The sequence below is a fragment of the Vibrio sp. 1167 genome (assembly GCF_033340375.1).
GTDB lineage: Bacteria > Pseudomonadota > Gammaproteobacteria > Enterobacterales > Vibrionaceae > Vibrio > Vibrio alginolyticus.
On the sequence record NZ_JAWOWK010000001.1, the window covers coordinates 430,633 to 449,942 of the forward strand.

Below are 19,310 nucleotides of genomic sequence, written 5' to 3' on the forward strand. Positions count from 1 at the left end.
CTAACCGTTGTATTCAACGAAAACGTCTTTACCTAAATGGCATTCTGGGCACAAGAAGTAATCTGGCACTTCCGACCAAGCTGTACCCGGTTCAACACCTTGGTTAGGCTCGCCTTTAGCTGGGTCGTATACCCAATTACAAACCGTACAAACCATGCATTGACAATCTGCGGGATGCGCCTCAGTACTAGGGTTGCTAGGAGCAGCATCGACTACCGCTTGTGTTGTCACTGGCGCAACGGGTTGTGATTGAACTTGTGGTACAGATGCAGTAATCGCAGGAGAAATAACAGGACTTGTCAGGTCATGCTTTGCCCACAATTTTGCGATGTTCTGACCATGTTCGCGACATTCACGCATCGCTTTACCATCTGGTCGCCATTTGGTTTTCAAGCTCACTGCGGTTTCAAAACCTGCGTCAGTCAATCGAGCATGGATACGATCCACCGCGCCACCATTCCACCCGTAGCTACCGAATGCAGCGGCCTTTTTCGCTTTAAAGCGCAGACCGGTAATTTCTTCTAGCATGCCAGCGATCTTCGGCATCATGACGTTATTCATGGTAGACGAACCAACCAAGATGCCTTTTGAGCGGAATACATTGGCGAGAATTTCATTCTTATCATGCTTAGAGACATTAAAGACTTTGACCGCCACACTAGGGTCGACATCGTGAATGCCTTGCGCGATTGCATCGGCCATCATTCGGGTGTTGTTTGACATAGAATCGTAGAAAATCGTAATGCGATCTTCTTGATAATTGTCTGCCCACGCTAAGTATTGCTCGATGATTTGAACCGGATTATCGCGCCATACAATACCGTGTGACGTTGCGATCATGTCAACAGGCAAATTAAAGCTCAGCACTTCTTTGATTTTAGCGGTTACCAAGCTGCTGAATGGCGTTAGGATGTTTGAGTAGTAACGCAAACACTGTTCCATCAACTCATTTTGATCCACTTCATCATTGAACAAACGTTCATCGCAGTAGTGCTGACCAAATGCGTCGTTACTGAATAACACTGCATCGCCAGTTAGGTAAGTCATCATGCTGTCTGGCCAATGCAGCATCGGCGCTTCCACGAACACCAATTGCTTACCGTTGCCAACATCAATGCTGTCGCCTGTTTTTACGGTTTTGAAGTTCCACTCAGGATGGTGGTGATGACCCACAATCGAATCAATCGCCGCTTCTGTACAGTAAATTGGCGTGTTCGGAATCTTCTCCATCAATGCCGACAATGCACCTGAGTGATCTTCTTCTGCATGGTTTACCACGATAAAGTCGATAGACTTAAGGTCGATTTCCATCTCTAAATTTTGGATGAATTGTTGACTGAATCGATGATCGACCGTATCAATCAATACGGTTTTCTCTTCACGAATTAGATAACTGTTGTAGCTGGTACCTTTTGTCATTTTGTATTCTGTACCGTGGAAGTCTTGAACTTCCCAATCGCGTTGACCTACCCAGTGGATGTTGTTTTTTACGTGAATTGTCATAATTACTACCTTGAATGACGGGATAAACAAAAATAATTTCTTCTTGTATTGCACTGGGCATGCCAACTTTTTATTACTATATGTTTCAATATCTTAATTAAAATCCAACTTTGATAAGTGTCATTTGGACACAGTTGAAAATTGTCATTAAGACACTACAATAGTCATATTGACACAATCGGTATTGGCTATGACTTCTTTAATCGCGCAATGGCTACACATCACGCAAGACCTTAACTCGGCGCTCACTCAACAAGCTCGCTTTGACACGTTATTAACCACGATTCGAGAGGTATTGAAGTGTGACTCTTCTGCCCTTCTTTTGTATGAAGACCAGCACTTTAAACCTTTAGCGATCAATGGATTGGCGAAAGAGGTCCTTGGACGCCGTTTCTCCATTGAGCAGCACCCAAGATTAGAAGCCATTGCCCGAGCAGGCGATATCGTGCGCTTTCCCTCCGACAGCGACTTACCTGATCCATACGATGGCTTGATTCCAAACCACGATGACAAACTGCATGTCCATTCTTGCATTGGTTTGCCTTTGCTGATCGACGATCAACTGATTGGTGCTATTACGATTGACGCCTTCGACCCCAACCAATTTGATGGGCTACGCAACCAAGAGTTACGTTTTGTCAGCGCGTTGGCAGCAGGTGGCCTACACACTGCACTCCTACTAGAACAACTAGAGACACAAGCGAGCCTGCCACGTGATTCTTACGCCGAGAAGCGCACCTTAAGTAATGAAATCATTGGCAACTCTCAGGGTATGAAGAATCTTCAAGAGCAGATTGATGCAGTCGCCGATACGGAATTGTCTGTGCTGGTGATGGGAGAAACGGGCGTAGGTAAAGAGTTGGTTGCTAGCGCTATTCACCATCGTTCTAGCCGCTCTAGCAATACTTTGGTTTACCTCAACTGTGCGGCGCTGCCGGAGTCAGTCGCGGAAAGCGAGTTGTTCGGCCATATCAAAGGCGCATTCACAGGCGCAATCAGTAATCGTAAGGGTAAGTTCGAACAAGCCGACGGCGGCACACTGTTTTTGGATGAAGTCGGCGAACTGTCGTTAGAGCTGCAAGCCAAGTTACTTCGAGCTCTACAATACGGCGACATTCAACGTGTGGGTGATGACCGTCATATTCGAGTCAACACACGCATTGTCGCCGCCACTAACCGCATATTGCATGAAGAAGTGACTGCTGGTCGCTTCCGAGCCGACTTGTATCATCGTTTAAGTGTCTTCCCGCTTCATGTTCCACCTCTTCGTGAACGTGAAGACGATGTGGTATTACTCGCAGGCTTTTTCGCCGAACGCTTAAGAAGCAAATTGGGATTAAACAGCATTCGTTTGTCTCCTGCTTTGGTGCTGGCACTTAAAGACTATTCATGGCCAGGCAACGTGCGAGAGCTTGAACATGTCATTAAACGTGCTGGTGTTTTGGCAAAGGCGCGTACTCACGCCATGGACATTGAGTTAGTTGAGCAAGATTTTGATATTCGAACGCCGAATCAGAACATCAAGAACGTTGAAAAAACGGAACAAAAATCTCGGCTTGAGCTACCAGAAGGCGGATTAAAGCCTGCCACAGACGCCTTCCAAAAAGCGATGATTGTTCGAGCTCTGGAAAAAAACCAAGGCAACTGGGCAGCAACGGCACGTCAGCTTGAATTAGATAACGGCAATTTGCACCGATTAGCAAAACGGCTGGGGATAAAATAGACACTAACGAATATCACCTAATATGGCATATTCATCGCCAAATAAAGAGCCGATGCCCAACCGCTCACTCAGCCCACTATAAGTAGTGAGCTGAGTGCTCAGATAGAATAGCCACCTAAGTTTGACGGTATTTTCTTCTAAATTTTATTGTCTTGAACCACCTCACAGATTTAATAACCCTTAACAATAAACACAATAATAGTTAAGGTATTTTTATGAGCCAGATCTAATAAAATTAAATATATAGTATTTATTTTAAGAATCTAAACTTTCAAAGTTCATCATAATAAATACAACCTCTATGTATACACTTTACCTTCAAAAAACATCAAAATATAATCCCTTCGATAAAAACACTTAAATGAATTTAACTGTATAAAAGTGAGGAGAATAAAAATATGGGATATGGGGCGACAGTATATTCATTAGATACTGAAAAGGTTTTTAACGTACTAAAGAATGAGCGTAATCCAGAGCTAGAAAAAGCCATCATGGAAAGGTGTCAAGACTCCTTTAAAGTGATTAATGAAATGCTGGAAAGTAGTGGCGAAAGCATCCGAGCTGAAGAGCTTCTTATGCAAATGTTGTCTGAAGAGATAAAATACAGTCACTTGGGTTACGCCTATGCTTACTTGCTTGAAGCTATATGTAAGATAACTGGTTATTACTTATCCAATAACTCTTGGTATCCTTGCGATGTAAACGATTTCTGCGATATTCCATTCACTAATACCGATTATCCTATAAAATTCCCATTCCCTGACGATTTCCCTGTTGTTTTTATGATAAAAAATCAAGATATTCACCAAGATAACGTTGACTTCGGAGGCTTATCAGAGCAACAAATATCTGAAGTCAAGAGCTGGTACACTCATGCAGTCGTAAACAATCGTGATTTGGTATTATTTTATTATTAATTTTAACTATTAATAAATTATCCAATAGTTAAAATAACAATAGAATATTAATAAAACTCTAGCTTATATTAAGATAGAGTTTTATCTATTTAACTGAATTTTATAATTTTAAAAACATTATATTTCACACCTAATTTATAGACTCTGTGTATAGTGTGTTCAGAGGCAATGTGAACTCATAGGATCAAAATCAAGTTCTAATTTTTAGAAGAAAAACCGATCTGCTTGTGTCAAAATGCGCCATCCCAACCAAAAAGTCTTAATGTAATGAACTACCAAGCTGCTATTTTTGATATGGATGGTTTGCTCCTTGATACTGAGCGCGTCTGTATGCATATTTTCCAAGAAGCATGTGAAGCCCAGAACCTACCCTTCTATAAAGATGTTTACCTTTCAATCATTGGTCGCAATGCAGCGGGCATTGAAGTGATTTTTCGTAAAGCTTATGGGGATGATCTTGACCGCTTACACCAAGAGTGGCGCGACCGTTACGACGCTGTGGTTAAGCACCAAGCGATACCGGTAAAAGAAGGGGTGATTGAGCTGCTTGAGTGGTTGAAAGGCCAAGGATTGCCAATTGCAGTCGCCACTTCTACAGCAAAAGAAGTGGCACAGAAGAAGTTGGAATTAGCGGGCCTAAGCAAGTATTTCGACAACTTAACGACGGGCTGTGAAGTGTCACACGGCAAACCTGATCCAGAGATCTACCTGCTTGCAGCAAGTCGTCTAAGCGTAGATCCAATCAAATGTCTCGCCTTTGAAGATTCAAATAATGGCGTGCGTGCTGCGGTAGCAGCGAACATGATCACTTATCAAATCCCTGATTTGGTTGAGCCTTGTGACGAAATAAAGCAATTAGGCCATACTGTCGCACCTTCACTGCATGATGTGTTGCACACGTTAAAGCAAACTCGCTAGGTTTACTTGTCGTCTGTTCTATAGAAGCTCAGCAATTTAGCTGAGCTTCTTTCTCGAAACCTCTCCAATACCTTAAAACCAAACGATTCTTCCACCCGTTTAGCGAGATTAATTTCACCTTAACTCTGGTTCATCACGATTTTTGATTTAACTCACGCAATCGCATGAAATAAGGTATTTGAGTGATCAAATAGCGGAACTGACCAGTACAAGCTTGCAACAAAACGTCAATATACCGATTGAAGCACGTTTTTGGAGTGAAAATTGGCTGATAATGAGAACTATTGGATAAGATCAATCCAAGTCAGCCTAAAATACAAAATGGAGAGTGTTATATGTCTTTACGTTTATTAGCAACAACCTTCGCATTAGTCGGAATGAGCTTTGGTGCCCAAGCCAGTGCCGAGTGTGAAGTGTCATTAGATGCTAACGATATGATGCAGTTTTCTACTAAAACATTGAGCGTACCAGCCACTTGTAAAGAGGTAAAACTGACGCTGAATCACACAGGTAAGATGCCAGCGCAATCGATGGGTCACAACGTGGTCATCTCTGACACAGCCAACCTACAAGCAGTCGGTACTGATGGCATGGCAGCTGGAGCAGAAAATAACTACGTAAAACCAAACGATGATCGCGTCTACGCTCACACAAAAGTAATTGGTGGCGGTGAAAGCACCAGCATTACGTTCAGTACTGAGAAAATGAAAGCCGGCGGTGACTATTCATTCTTCTGTTCGTTCCCGGGTCACTGGGCAATCATGCAGGGTAAATTTGAGCTAAAATAAAAGATTTAGCCAAGCCAAAAGAAGACTCATTATAGGGAAGCCAAGGCTTCCCTTTTTGATAGATAAAATAGCAATTGAGAAGGTCTAACACGTCTGGAAACGTGACCAAGAAACATAGCAAGTAAGAAACCCTTGCTCCATTGAGATTAAGTTCTTTTACGAAAACTCATGGGTAAAAATCGGATTTTTATTTTGCCTTTCCGTAACACTACTAAATGATAAAAGTCATTCAATACCATGTAACTCTTTCCAGTTTCCTGGATGAACCACATAGCCGAACAGAGCATGCCCACCATAAACCAATTCAGTTCCTTCCGGTATCCACAGCATCTGACCTGGGTGCACAAAATGTGTTTCACCATTTGCGGTCAGCTCGAAACAGCCTTCAATCACGAAAATAACTTCATCATAAAGCACTGTCCAAGCCACTTTAGCGCCTTCCCATTTAGCAAAGCCTACGCCAATGTTTGGTGAAATTTCTGGGCTTAACGCCCTGGCAACATACGCCATTCCCGGCGTATCACCACGAACATTGAAATCTAGACTTTTACTATCAACAAGTTTGACTTGCTTCATAATTCACTCCGGCTTTGCCATTTTGCTAATTGGATACGCGTTTTTACTCCCAAACCTAAAAAAGGCTCTGGCGGATTCAAACAAGGCATTCCTGTCACTTGCTGTATGTCATCCAATGATTTAGATGTCGCACCAACGACATAGTCAGCTAACAGTGTTCCAGAAATGGTTCCCCACGCAGCACCAACACCATTGTCACAAGCGCTGGCATAAACACCTTCATCTAATTGACCGAAAAAGTTAGTAAAGTTACGAGAGATGGCATACACCCCACCCCATGTGTGAGTAAATGGTACGTCGGCCAGCTCGGGATAACGCGCCAGAAAGACCTGACGATGATCTTCGCGAATTTGTTCTCTGGCTTTATCGTTCATGCTTGAGCCATATTTCGGCACGTGTTTGTAAGTATTGCGGATCAAAATACGTCGATCGGCGGTCATACGTAACGTCGTTCCCGCATGATCAGCTGGAGTTAACCCCCAATTCAGCTCACCTCCGTATCGTTGCATTTCTGCGTCGGTCAATGGACGCGTCCAGCTTGCAAACGTCATCACTGGAAGTAGTCTGTTTTTAAGATAACCAAACTCCCGAGTAAAAATGCTGGTCCCAAGCAGCAGTTCAGGGGTTTCAACAGAGCCACTATCTCCATGTAATACCCAGCAACCGTTTTCTTTACTGAGCTTGCGGATTGGCGAGTTCTCTAACACCTCGACGTTCTCTGGAAGGCTTTCCCCTAGTCCACGCACCAAAGCAGCAGGTTGCATTAAATAACCACCTGGCGTGTAAATTGCGCGGCTGTAGTAGTTGGTTCCCAAGACTTTCGCCAGCTCACTGCCATTAACATGGAAGTATGGTTCGCTAAGGTCTTTCATTAGGTGTTCAAAGTGATCGAGATATGCTTCACCGCGCGCCCCTACGGCTCCTTGATATTTGCCCTTTGCTGACCACTGACAAGAAATACTGTGCTTCGACACTAAAGTGTCTAGCTGAGCAATCGCAGAACGGTTGAGCGACAATAACTTTTGTTTGTGCTCAGGGTCGGGATGCTCAAGTGAAAACTTATGAGGCAAATCGATAACAAAGCCCGAATTTCTTCCTGAAGCCCCTTGGCCGATACGTTGCGCATCAATCAGTATAATTCGTGCATTAGGCATAAGTTCAGCTAAACGTCTTGCCATAGCTAGGCCTGCGAAACCGGCACCTAACACGGCATAGTCAGCACTTTGTTTACCTTTTAACGCCGATTTTTCTGGAATACTTGGCAACGCATGGTACCAACCACACGTCACGTCATCATTGGGTAAATGAATCATCTTTTTTCTCCGCTACGCTGCTGACAGTTTCAATGACAATTGATCTAGCCAAGGGCCGCGTAATGACTGTACTTTTCTTCCTAGCAACGCAAAACCGAGCATTGCTCCTTCTGGTGAATAAAACGCAGCGGTCAATTCATCTGCTTGGTTCTCAATGTACCATTGTCCCTGTTCTTCAGCGGCTACCGGGAAAATCGTGAGTGGAAGAATCGGCGTTTTTACAATCACTGGAGTTGGTGTTAACGAGATAGGGGCGACATCGCCTAGCAAGCTTTTCGCTACAGAAGGGATCATTTGATTAATCGGCGCAATATAGGGCTGCCACCCGTGATCAGTTTCAACACAATCACCTAGCGAGTAAATATTCTCATCACTCGTCTGGCCGAATTGATTCACTTTAATGCCCCGGCCTACTTCAAGCCCCGCGCGCTCAGCCAGAGAAACATTTGGCTTGAGTCCAACCGCGCTTAGCACTAGGTCTGCTTCAATCTGCTTGCCACTGTTTAGATGCAAAACCGCGCTTGATTCGGACCTTGGCTCGATTCTGGCGATACTGTCTTGTAGAGCCCATTGCACGCCTCGATCGGCAAGTGCGCTTTGTAATGATTCACCCAACTGTTGCGGGATCAAACGCTCCATTGGCCATTGACCCAACCCGATAACTGTTACTTCATAACCGCTTTCGATCAGATCATTTGCGAACTCACAGCCAATTAAGCCATCACCTAGGATCGCGATGCGCTTTTTGTCTTGCAGCTCCGCTCTGAATCGGCGGTAATCAACTAAGTCGTTCACACTCATAACCCAAGAGCGATCGCCCTCAATTGGGATTTCAATCGGTGATGCACCTGTTGCCAGTACCAAGCGGCTGTAGGCGTATTTACCGATGGAGGTATGTAACGTTGAATTGGCACGATCGATCTGTTCAACACGGGTATGCGGGTAAACTCGGATATTGAGACGGCTTTCCCACTCCAACGCGCTCTCACTTTGTAGCGCGTCGCCGTCTTTATTCATGACCAGTGCATTAGACAATGCTGGTTTGCTGTACAAAGCGCCATCATCAGCGGTAAAGACAGTGATCGGAACCGTCTCAGATTGCGCTCTAAGTGCCGCCGCCAACTGGTAACCACTGTGGCCACTACCGATGATAACGATAGGGTCATTTGAGAATACAGGTTGAGTAACTTCAGATGGAAGAGGCTGAGCAGTATTTGGCTGAACAGACGCTTCTACCGACGCCGAAGACACCGCTGCAACCTCTTCTAGTGGCGCATCGTCGGTGATTTCGATCATTTCAAAATCGGCCTTACCCACTAAACAGTCAGGACATAACCAGTCATCCGGTACATCTTCCCATGCTGTTCCTGGTGCAATACCATCGGATGGCCAACCTTGTGCTTCATCATAGATTAAGCCGCAAATAATACAGAGCCACTTTCTCATCACTTATACTCCAACTACCTTGTTCAGAATTTCCGTGTTTACAAACCGCTGTCAGATTTGTTGTGATTCCATCAACCTCGCCCTAGCTTGTGGTCTGAAATCCAAGCCGGTACGAGGTGATGAAAATACAGTTACACGGTAGCTATACGTTGCTGTCTTGCTGCAAACGAATGGCAATATTGCGTGTCTGGACGTAGCTATAAATCGCTTCTTGTCCTTTTTCTCGCCCAAACCCGGACAAGCCCACGCCACCAAATGGTGTTTCGATGCCACCAGCAAACCATTCATTGATGAACACTTGTCCACCACGCAGTTGCTGTGCCACACGCAATGTTTGGTTTAGGCTTTCACCAAAGACACCAGCGACTAGGCCAAAATCGGTGCCATTCGCGATTTCAACGGCCTCTTGCTCGGTTTCAAACGGCGTAATTACCAGTACAGGACCAAACACTTCTTCTTGAGCAATACGCATATCTGGTGAGGCTTCAATCACCGTCGGTGCCACAAAGTAACCCGACAAATCAGGGGCGTAGCCACCCGTTAGGATGTTCGCGCCGTCGGCTTTTGCTTGTTCTATCATTTCAAGCACGCGCGCTTGTTGATCAGCCGATACCAACGGTGTTATATCCGGCTGGCTTTCACCTTGACCAATGGTTAGGTCTTGCGCCATTTTCACTACCGCCGCTTTTACTTCTTCATAACGCTCTTTTTGAATTAGCAAACGAGACATTGCCGAACAAACTTGACCAGCGTTAAAGAAAATACCGACTTGAACGCTTTGTAAAAGCGTTTCGAGACTCACATCTTTCAGTGCGATAGCGGCCGATTTACCACCCAGCTCCATCACAGATGGTGTGGCGCGTTGCGCTGAATCTTTCAGTATGCGTTGGCCGGTCGGCACAGAACCTGTAAAGACAATTTGATCAACGTCTTGATGCTGCACCAAGTGGCTGCCAACTACGGAGCCTTTGCCACATAGCAAGTTAATCGCGCCTTTTGGGAAGCCCGCTTTTTCAATCGCTTTAATCAACAACGTCATAGCGAGTGGGGAAATCTCTGGCGATTTGATCACCACTGCGTTACCAGCAGCTAATGCAGGTGCTAATGAGCGTGCACAAATAGAAACTGGGAAATTCCACGGCACAATCTGCACTGACACACCAAACGGCACATATTGGGTGAAATCGACATAATCTTTACCCAACGGAATTGACGTGCCTTCCAGCTTGTCGGCCATGCCAGCGTAGTATTCGAAGTAACGTGCCGATTCTAAAAACTCATCTTTGGCATCTTGCAAAGATTTCCCATTTTCACGGCAGGCAACTAGCCCACCTTCATCAACCATTTCACGAATAGCCGCGGCGGCTTTTAACATCCACTCGGTTCTGACGGCTGGACGAACGTCCGAAAGAACGCCTTGATTGACTACTCGACGTGCCGCTGCCATTGCGCGATCTGCATCGGTGATAGTGGCTTCTGCAACCGTCGCATACGCTTCGGCTGTGCCAGGGTTCATGACGGTCAGCGCTTGCTCTGAATCGCACCACTCACCATCAATATAATTAAGGTAATGCATCATATTACTGCTCCAGTGCTGCTTTCACTTGCTTTGCCAACCAGGTTTGAAAGAAATGCGTCGGAACATCCATTTCTGGTGAGAACACACCACCACCAAAGCCAGGTGAGTAACGACCTTCCTGCATGCCCTCGACCGCTCCAATATCTTCGCCGAATACGACTCGCCATGACTCAACGGTAGCAGTACGGCACGCAGCGAACTCATCTTTCGTTGCTTCATCACCCACATAGAAAACACGTAGGTGCTCAACACTTTTATTCGCAGTGATTGGTTCAATCATCATTGCAAAGGCATGATCGGCTTGAATACCAAGCAACACGTTTGGAAAGAGTGCAACGTATTCTGCATGACGCAGTTTATCTTCTGGCCAGCTTGGAAATTTAGGTAAGTGTGTTCCTGCTGTATCAGAGAGGTTGTACGCGAGACTACCTTGACCAGCAAAGCGCTCTGCAAACATGATGTTGTAGTGATCCTCTAGGCGAGAATAACTGTTCAAACTCGGGTGCACCCAAGGTAAGTGGTAAGCCTCACAGTAGTTTTCTACGGCAAGCTTCCAGTTACTTTTTACTTCGATCTCTAAGTTGCCACCCATGTTCACGCGGCGAAGAAGACCTAACCCATCTTCACCTAAGAACTGCTGCCAACGTTGCTCTAGCGGCGCGATATGCTCTTCAAAGCTTTCTGCATTGCCCGATAAGTTGACGAATACCATGTCCATCCAAACGGCTGAACGAAGTGGCTTAAGGCCATGTTTTTCACACTTAAATCGGTCATCTTTGTGTTTTGCGATACCACCAATGTGTGGTGTGCCTTTTAGATTGCCGTCAAGATCGTACGTCCATGAATGGTAAGGACAACGAATCATGCCTTGAACTTCGCCTGCCTCATGCACCAGCTTCATACCACGATGACTACATACGTTGTGGAAAACTTGGACTTCACCTTGACGATTTCTCATCATGAGTAGTGGAAGATTCATGAAATCAAGTGGCATTACATAACCATTTTTAAGCAGGTCTGATGCAAAACCAATACATACCCAAGTGTTACCAAACACCTGATCACGCTCAAAAGTAAAATACTCTTCGCTGGTGTAGGCCTGATTCGGCATTCCTGTTGCTTCACTGATTGGGTTCAGTACATTATCAACAAGTTCAACAGGAATAATGGTTTGGTTGACATTGCTCATATTCTTATCTCCGAGAGTCGAGTTGCATCCAGTGCGTACAACATCGTGTTGTGTTAATGGAGATGATTTTGATTAACAACCCGGCAACAAACAAACGACTTTTTCGCCGGGCTTGGATGAGTTTTTGTCATTCATGCATTGATCTCGAACAAAAAAATAACCTTTTAATTAACAATGATCTTCTTGTCATGATTAATACTCATTAACCGATGAGTATTAATCAGTTGAAACACAAAAGCCCTCTCTCTACTCTCTTTCAAAAATTAACAATAACGCAACAAACAATAACGCTAAAACAAACGCACTGTGAGGGATGCCTATGAGAGCAACATCTGGGATATTGAAAGGACTCAATCCGACTGTGACAATCGCATCAAAGATCGTCGTTATCGGTTTTGTACTTTTCTGCGCCATTCTCGCCAATCAAGCGGGCCAATACTTCGAAACGATTTCCGGCATTTTGCTACAGAATATGAAGTGGTTTTACATCGGACTTGTTTCACTCGTTGTCGGTTTTCTTCTTTACCTTATGGTTAGTCGATATGGGCATATTCGTTTGAGTAAAGATGACGAAAAACCAGAGTTTAGTTATTTGTCTTGGGTATCCATGCTTTTTTCCGGAGGCATGGGGATAGGCTTGATTTTCTGGTCGGTCGCCGAACCGATGTGGCATTACGCTGACAACCCATTTACTCAAGGCCTGACCAATGAAGCCGCAACAACATCAATGAAACTGACATTCTTTCACTGGGGTCTACATCCTTGGTCTGTCTTTATCATTGTTGCACTCGCATTAGCTTACTTTTCCTACCGTAAAGATCTGCCTTTTACCCTACGCTCTATCTTGTACCCTTTGATTGGCGATCGTATTTATGGGCCTATCGGACACACGGTTGATATCCTAACAGTCGCGGTGACTGCTTTCGGCATCTCTCAAACCTTAGGGATGGGAGTTATCCAAATAAACTCTGGTTTGAATCAAGCCTTTGGTCTAGACATTAGTTTGGGGATTCAACTCTTTATTATCGTTTCCCTTTGTACTTGTGCGGTTGCGTCGGTGCTATCTGGTGTAGGAAAAGGTATTCGCCGTTTATCAGAATGGAACATGCTGCTTTCACTCGCACTCGTGCTAGTCGTACTTTACATTGGTCCAACTCGCTATATCTTAAATACGCTACTCGAAAGTACGGGGCTTTATGCACAAAACATTGTCGGTATGAGCTTATGGAGCGATGCACAGAATGACTCTGGCTGGCAAAACTGGTGGACGGCTTATTACTGGCCTTGGTGGATGACTTGGGCACCTTTCGTTGGCATGTTTGTGGCTCGTATCTCTAAAGGACGCACAATACGTGAACTTATCGGCGGTGCTCTCATCGTACCCACGCTGATCACGTTCTTATGGATTTCAGTATTTGGTGGTGCAGCGTTGAAGGTAGAGCAAGACGCTCGTGTTGCTCATCAAGAGCAAGTCACTGCGGCACAAGAAGCCAAACAAACACCACTTGCGGATTTTTCTGGCGGCCCGATTCTTGAAGCGACTAAAGCCGATACGACACGCGCTTTGTTTACGCTATTCGACAATCTAGATACAGGTATGTTTGGTAAACTACTTAGCGTACTTGCGTGTCTATTGCTCGGTACTTATTTCATTACCTCCGCAGACTCGGGTACCTTGGTTCTATGTACCCTCGATGCCGCTGGGCACAGTGAGCCTCCTACCTCTATACGCGTATTGTGGGGGATCATGATCGCAGCCATTGCGGGAGTACTTCTATACGCTGGAGGGTTAAAAGCAATGCAAACGGCCTCCATTATTGCCGGTTTCCCTATCGCCATTTTTATCGCGGTGATGAGCTTAACGCTGTTTCATAGTATTCGACGTGAACCTAAGCCATGGGCAATGCTGCCTGAGCATGTTCACCCAGAGCAAGAGAAACTTGATGGTCCTGTTGAACCGCTTGTTGAAAGCAAAACAGTGGCTTCCGAGCCTATCGCTTCAAGATCCTCACAAAAAAGTGATTCCACACTCAATCAGGGACCAGTACTAAGTTAGTGCGTCGTTTCATCAATCAATTAAAACAAAGCGGGAACTGGTACTCCCGCTTTTTTAACATGACCAAACTCTGTTATTTTCTCTGCTTATTGATTTAGGCTAAACCTCGATCACCCACCTCATCTGGCAACTGTTGCAAAAGCCACTCTCTAAAACGCTTGACGCTTGCTGGGATTAAACCTCTATTTTTAGGTTCAAGCATAGAGAAATTGGAAGGTGTTGAAAGCACGTGTTCGACTGGCCTAACTAAAGCACCGCTTTGTAAATAGTCGTCCACTAATGATCCCCAGGCTAACGCGATTCCCTGACCATTAATTGCCGCTTGTAACAGCATTGGATAGTTATTGATGTTCATGCGATTACGAGGCGAAATATTTGGCAATCCTACACTCGCAAACCACTGCTCCCAATTCACCCAATCTCTTTGAGACTCCTCCAGATAGAGTAACGTTTTATTGAAGATTTCTTCTGGCTCACTAGGCTGGCCGATTTTCTCTAAATAAAGCGGGCTACACACAGGGAATACTTCTTCTGAAAATAGCGTTGTCACATCCATTTCCGCAGGTGGAGTGCGACAATAAAACAAGGCGAGATCGCAATCTAATCGGCGTAAGTCCAACACATTATCTGAGGCCAATATTCTTATATCGATGTCATCATGTTCATTTTGAAATTGAGCAACCTTAGGCAACAACCACAAGGCTGCCATTGCATTTGTCGTCGCAACCGTGATCTTTTGTTCGCCCTGCCACTTCTTCACTTCACCCGTGATTTGAGCAATATCGAGCAAAGATTGGCTGACAGCTTGATAATATTGAAGACCTGTAGGCGTTAAATTAATGCTTCGATTGGCTCGCGTGAACATAGCCTTGCCTAAGTATTCTTCTAATTGTCTAATTTGGCGACTGATAGCACCTTGGGTCACGTTTAGCTCGTCAGCGGCTAACGTAAAACTCAAGTGCCGCGCCGACGCTTCAAACGCAACGAGGCTATTTAAAGGTGGGAGGGGTTTGATTTTCATGTATCTTCCAGTAAGGCAGTATTGTAATTATTTTTATTCCCGGCAATCTTATGTTGCACGTGGATAATGCCATTCTGGACAACACCTCAAAAACGACAATTTATAAATGATAAAAAATAGAGATGAATCATAAATTGTTGTGAGAGAGACTGCCGTATACAGTTTCGTGGCTACAACAAGCACAAAAAGAGGAGCAGTTACTCCTCTTTTGCCTAGCCTTTTGCTCACTTTGTACGAGTTAGCCCATTTACCCTATTGCCAGTTTAGTACTCGCGTAACGCGCTTTTTTCTTTCTTGGACTGGCTAAGAAGTACGCTAATGTAAGAGGCCCTAATCGTCCCATAAACATCATGAAGATGATCACTAACTCACCTGGTTCGGACAAACTGCCCGTTAAGCCTCGCGATAACCCAACCGTACCCAGTGCCGAGACCGCTTCGAACATAATATCTAACATAGACGCTTTCTCTGTCAGTAACAGCGTGAATATGGCAAACCAAGTCACCCCCACCGAGATCAGAGTCAGCGCCAATGCCTTGCTGATGGTCTCTTTGGGAATCTCGCGTTGAAAGGCATAGGTTGCTTCATCGCGACGCAAATAGCTGTAAGCTGCCAAGACCAATACCATAAATGTCACAACTTTAATGCCACTTGCCGTACTCAATGATCCACCGCCGATAAACATCAACACCAGAATGATCGCCGTTGTGGCATCTTCCAACTGATCGATAGCTAAAGTGTTGAACCCTGCCGTTCTTGGCGTCACCGCTTGAAACCACGATGCCCACCATTTCCCTGCTTCGCTCAAAGGGCCAAGCGTATTGGGGTTCTCATATTCAATCAGGTAAATGGCGATAAGTGCCACCACGTTAATGCTCACCGTGCCTAAGATCATCATTCGACTGTAAACGGTGAGTCGGTGCCAACGGCGATTGCGTTTTAAGTCAATCCAAACCGAGAAGCCTAAACCACCAATAATGAACAAACTGGTAATGGTGAAGTTAACGATCGGGTCGTCCACGTAAGGCATTAAGCTATCGGCACTCAACGCAAAACCTGCATTGTTAAACGCACTGATGGTGTAGAAGAAACCATGGAACAAACTGGTTTTCCAGCCCAGCTCTTCACTCCAATAAACGCTCAAAATAGTGAAACCAATAAGTTCAACGAGCAGAGCGAACATCAATACAGATTTAGCAGTGGCAATGAGTGTCGATGAGTCAGTTTGGTTGAACGCCTCTCTCGCGACGGCTCGCTCCAAAAAGCCAATTTTTCCGCCCAGAGCCAGCAAGGTCACGATGGCAAACGTCATCAAACCTAAGCCACCACATTGAATCAGGAAAGCAATAACCACTTGCCCAAAAGGCGTAAACGCCGTGCCCGTGTCTACCACAACTAATCCCGTCACCGTAATGGCCGATGTTGCTGTAAACAGGCTTTGAATCCAAGTGATGGGCTCTGTGGTGGCAATCGGCAGTTTGAGTAAAACCGTGCCGAGCATGATCAAGCACGCAAAACTGAGGCTAAGTATTAATGGCGGTGCGCCCAACAATTTTTTGCCCGCTTTGGGTTTTCGCTCGATTGGAATAATAGAGGGATGCCACAAAACCATGTTACACCAACCTTGGAGCGACGTATTTCAGCTCAGCGCGACTACCACAAAGCAACAGCGTGTCGAACTCATTAAGCACAAACTCATGATTGATATTGGTGTAGACGGCTTCTTCGCGCTTCACCAAGATAGGCTGAATGTTGTAACTGCCTCGGCTGATCAACTTAGAAAGCGGCGTATCGTGCAGATTGGATTTAACGTGGATTTCCACCACATACAAACCATGACCCATTTCCAAATAGTTGTTCACCATCGGATAGTTGAGTGCCTGCGCGACTCTTACGCCCATCTCCTCTTCCGGATGAATAATGCGTTGTACACCAAGCTTAGACACGATGGTGTGGTGTGCTTTGGTGCTCGCTTTGACCCAAATAGATTTCACACCCAGATTTTTCAGCGCCAGCGTACACAACAAACTGGCTTGCATGTCTTCGCCAATCGCCACCAACACCACATCACTGTTCGCTAGCGCTAACTCTCTGAGTGCACCTTCGTCTGTTGCGTCACATATGACCGCTTGCGTTAACTCTTCGACGTATTTTTCGACGATTTTAGGGTCGCTATCCACCCCCGTTACGGTGTGTCCAAGATGAATAAGTTCTAAGCTGGCGGCAACGCCAAATCGCCCTAGACCAATTACTGTAAAGTGAGCCATATCAATACCTAACTGTGTTTTATGTATAGAAAATGCTAATGCGTTAAGGGTTAGACTGGTTTTCCGTCACGGAAAATAGGCAACACGAATCCTGTTCGAGTGCCGATAACCAACACTAAACCTTGGCATTAACGTTGATTAAATTTGGAATTTAGTAGTGCTTGGACGTCTCAAGCACTAAACGATAACCCAGCCCTGGCTCGGTTTTTAATAGCCGCTGTTCGTCAGCACTATCGTTCAGTTTTTTGCGTAGTTGACTCACTAACACGCGTAAGTAGTGAGTGTCTTCGACATGACTTTTTCCCCAAATCACCGCTAGCAAATGAGTTTGCTCAATGAGTTTTCCCGGCTTGAGAATCAACTGTTCAATGAAAGAAAACTCTTTCTTGGTGAGTGGAATTTCCCTCTGATCCAACCAAAATTGGTGAGTACTTTTGATGATTTTGACTCGGCCAGCCACCAGCTCATCAGCGACGGTTTGCTCATCCACCAAATCTCGAACCAGCACTTTGATGCGCGCGATGAGCTCTTTTACGCCAAAAGGCTTGCTCAAGTAATCATTCGCGCCCGCTTCTAAAAGGCGGATTTTTTCCTCTTCTTGATCGCGAGCTGTCAGCACTAGCACTGGCGTTTTATACGTCTGACGAAGCGTAGTGAGAAACTCCGCCCCATCGCCGTCGGGCAAGCCTAAATCTAGCAGAATTACGTGCGGCGAATACGCTTCGAAACACGCTTTGGCTTCTGCAATGGTACTCGCGCCAATGTAATCAAACCCTTCAGCAGACAGCGAAATTCGAATAAAGGTATGAATGCGAGGCTCATCGTCCACAACTAAAACTTTGTAACTCACGCCTGCTCTGCTCCTTGATTGAGTGGAAGTCGAATGCGGATCAGCGTCCCTTCTGATACTGGCATAGATTGAATATATCCATGGTGTGCGGTGATGATACCTTTGGCAACCGCGAGTCCCATTCCGGTGCCTGAATCGGCCGATTTGTTGTTCACACCGGAATAGAAAAGGTTGAATATTTTTTCCGCATCTTCAGCTTTGATGCCAATCCCCATGTCCCGAACATCAATCACGCACGACGAACCCTGCTTAGAAAGTGAAACCTCGACAGATTCATTCTCTGGTGAAAATCGCATGGCATTATCCAGCACATTAAAAATCGCTTGTTCGATGAGCGAACGACTTACTGACAAATAGCCAACGGCATCATCCATATTCATGGATACTTTCTCGGTGTAATTCGGCAAACGAGAAACCGCATCCCGCACAATATTCGCAATAGGCTCATCTTTTTTGGTAATTTTTAATGTGCCGTGTTGGAGCTTAGTCGCCTGTAAGAGGTTCTCTATATATTGATGCAAGCGGTGGCTTTCTGAAGTCGCACTGTCGAGCAATTCTTTGCGCTCTAAGTCATTGAGCTTGGGCATGTACTCGTTGAGTGTGGTCAGTGTTCCAATAATGGTTGCCAACGGCGTGCGTAGGTCATGGGACACCGATAGCAGGATGCTGTTTTGCAGCTTGGTTTGTTTTAATTCTCCCTGCTGGCGACGATAAAGATCCGCAAAGGTGCTGGTGATAAATGCCACCACCATAAACACGACTAAATTAAAAATGTCTTCCGGACGAAACATCTGCAAAGAGTAACGAGGCGTCGTGAAAAAGAAGTTGAAGCTCAACGCTTCGATCACCGCCGCCGCATAAGCGAATCGCGAGTTGCATTGAAACGCCACTACCACGACTGCTAACTGTAAAATCAGCAGGACTGCGGCTGTAGAGCCAAACAGTTGGTCTAACAGCCATGAGACCACAACCGCGCCAACAATCACGGTAGTAGAAAAGAGAAAGGTGTTATCTCGCCATTGAACAAACATAAAATACATCAACCAAAATTCGATGTAGAAAACTTTAGCAAAAGCCCATTCGGAGTTCGCGTAAAAAAAGCGTAAAAAATTCAATAACGACAGTGAGTTATAAACATAATCATCATTAAGTTGGCCTAACTCA

Annotated in this window: 16 protein-coding genes and 1 pseudogene; 5 read left to right on the top strand and 12 right to left on the bottom strand. The window is 45.2% G+C overall.

Going from position 1 to position 19,310, the window contains the following annotated elements; translation table 11 throughout:
- Positions 1 to 1,503: an anaerobic nitric oxide reductase flavorubredoxin gene (gene norV / locus R7Z78_RS01905; protein ID WP_104976451.1), complete on the bottom strand. Its 1,503-nt coding sequence runs from the start codon at positions 1,501 to 1,503 to the stop codon at positions 1 to 3.
- Positions 1,504 to 1,693: 190 nt separating this feature from the next.
- Between norV and norR the strand changes: the two genes are divergently transcribed.
- The 4 genes from norR (at position 1,694) to azu (ending at position 5,849) form a co-directional block, all read left to right on the top strand.
- Positions 1,694 to 3,226, top strand: coding sequence for a nitric oxide reductase transcriptional regulator NorR (norR, locus tag R7Z78_RS01910; protein WP_017821264.1), 1,533 nt, complete (start codon positions 1,694 to 1,696; stop codon positions 3,224 to 3,226).
- Positions 3,227 to 3,624: 398 nt separating this feature from the next.
- Entirely contained in the window at positions 3,625 to 4,143 is a 519-nt protein-coding gene (locus R7Z78_RS01915; protein WP_005375218.1) for a hypothetical protein, read from the top strand.
- A 267-nt stretch (positions 4,144 to 4,410) separates the two neighbouring features.
- The gene (locus R7Z78_RS01920; RefSeq protein ID WP_017821265.1) at positions 4,411 to 5,061 is read left to right on the top strand and encodes an HAD family hydrolase; all 651 of its coding nucleotides are present in this window, start codon (positions 4,411 to 4,413) and stop codon (positions 5,059 to 5,061) included.
- Positions 5,062 to 5,396: 335 nt separating this feature from the next.
- A complete protein-coding gene (azu, locus tag R7Z78_RS01925) occupies positions 5,397 to 5,849 on the top strand; it encodes an azurin (protein WP_005375211.1) in 453 nt (150 codons plus the stop codon).
- Positions 5,850 to 6,074: 225 nt separating this feature from the next.
- Here the strand turns inward: azu and R7Z78_RS01930 are convergent, their stop codons facing one another.
- The 6 genes and pseudogenes from R7Z78_RS01930 to R7Z78_RS01955 all read right to left on the bottom strand — a co-directional run bounded on the left by R7Z78_RS01930 (position 6,075) and on the right by R7Z78_RS01955 (position 11,952).
- Positions 6,075 to 6,425, bottom strand: a complete 351-nt coding sequence (locus tag R7Z78_RS01930; RefSeq protein WP_005375208.1) for an ethanolamine utilization protein EutQ — start codon at positions 6,423 to 6,425, stop codon at positions 6,075 to 6,077.
- On the bottom strand, positions 6,422 to 7,738 hold the full coding sequence (locus R7Z78_RS01935; RefSeq protein ID WP_017821266.1) for an NAD(P)/FAD-dependent oxidoreductase: 1,317 nt from the start codon (positions 7,736 to 7,738) through the stop codon (positions 6,422 to 6,424). The genes R7Z78_RS01930 and R7Z78_RS01935 overlap by 4 nt, the downstream gene beginning before the upstream one ends.
- 12 nt (positions 7,739 to 7,750) lie before the next feature.
- Positions 7,751 to 9,034 (bottom strand): NAD(P)/FAD-dependent oxidoreductase, encoded by a 1,284-nt coding sequence (locus tag R7Z78_RS01940; RefSeq protein ID WP_225452563.1) that lies wholly within the window; start codon positions 9,032 to 9,034, stop codon positions 7,751 to 7,753.
- Positions 9,023 to 9,184, bottom strand: a pseudogene (locus tag R7Z78_RS01945) (rubredoxin); the annotation flags it as partial. The gene R7Z78_RS01940 and the pseudogene R7Z78_RS01945, both read right to left, overlap by 12 nt.
- A gap of 142 nt (positions 9,185 to 9,326) precedes the next feature.
- Positions 9,327 to 10,763 (bottom strand): aldehyde dehydrogenase family protein, encoded by a 1,437-nt coding sequence (locus R7Z78_RS01950; protein ID WP_005385881.1) that lies wholly within the window; start codon positions 10,761 to 10,763, stop codon positions 9,327 to 9,329.
- Between the two features lies 1 nt (position 10,764).
- Entirely contained in the window at positions 10,765 to 11,952 is a 1,188-nt protein-coding gene (locus R7Z78_RS01955) for an aromatic ring-hydroxylating oxygenase subunit alpha (RefSeq protein WP_005385883.1), read from the bottom strand.
- 319 nt (positions 11,953 to 12,271) lie between these two features.
- On the opposite strand from R7Z78_RS01955, the gene R7Z78_RS01960 reads away from it, so the two are divergent.
- Positions 12,272 to 14,008 carry a BCCT family transporter gene (locus R7Z78_RS01960; RefSeq protein ID WP_031781003.1) on the top strand — a complete coding sequence of 579 codons (1,737 nt, stop codon included), beginning with the start codon at positions 12,272 to 12,274 and terminating at the stop codon, positions 14,006 to 14,008.
- 94 nt (positions 14,009 to 14,102) lie between these two features.
- On the opposite strand, the gene R7Z78_RS01965 is transcribed toward R7Z78_RS01960, so the two are convergent.
- The 5 genes from R7Z78_RS01965 to R7Z78_RS01985 form a co-directional block, all read right to left on the bottom strand.
- Complete coding sequence (locus R7Z78_RS01965) at positions 14,103 to 15,029, bottom strand: LysR substrate-binding domain-containing protein (RefSeq protein WP_005385892.1); 927 nt, start codon at positions 15,027 to 15,029, stop codon at positions 14,103 to 14,105.
- Positions 15,030 to 15,276: 247 nt separating this feature from the next.
- The gene (locus R7Z78_RS01970) at positions 15,277 to 16,641 is read right to left on the bottom strand and encodes a TrkH family potassium uptake protein (protein ID WP_005385895.1); all 1,365 of its coding nucleotides are present in this window, start codon (positions 16,639 to 16,641) and stop codon (positions 15,277 to 15,279) included.
- 1 nt (position 16,642) lies between these two features.
- Entirely contained in the window at positions 16,643 to 17,296 is a 654-nt protein-coding gene (locus R7Z78_RS01975) for a potassium channel family protein (RefSeq protein WP_031781004.1), read from the bottom strand.
- A 151-nt stretch (positions 17,297 to 17,447) separates the two neighbouring features.
- The gene (locus R7Z78_RS01980; protein ID WP_054576620.1) at positions 17,448 to 18,146 is read right to left on the bottom strand and encodes a response regulator transcription factor; all 699 of its coding nucleotides are present in this window, start codon (positions 18,144 to 18,146) and stop codon (positions 17,448 to 17,450) included.
- Entirely contained in the window at positions 18,143 to 19,177 is a 1,035-nt protein-coding gene (locus tag R7Z78_RS01985) for a DUF4118 domain-containing protein (RefSeq protein ID WP_054576626.1), read from the bottom strand. Before R7Z78_RS01985 ends, R7Z78_RS01980 begins: the two co-directional genes overlap by 4 nt.
- Between the last annotated feature and the right edge of the window lie 133 nt (positions 19,178 to 19,310).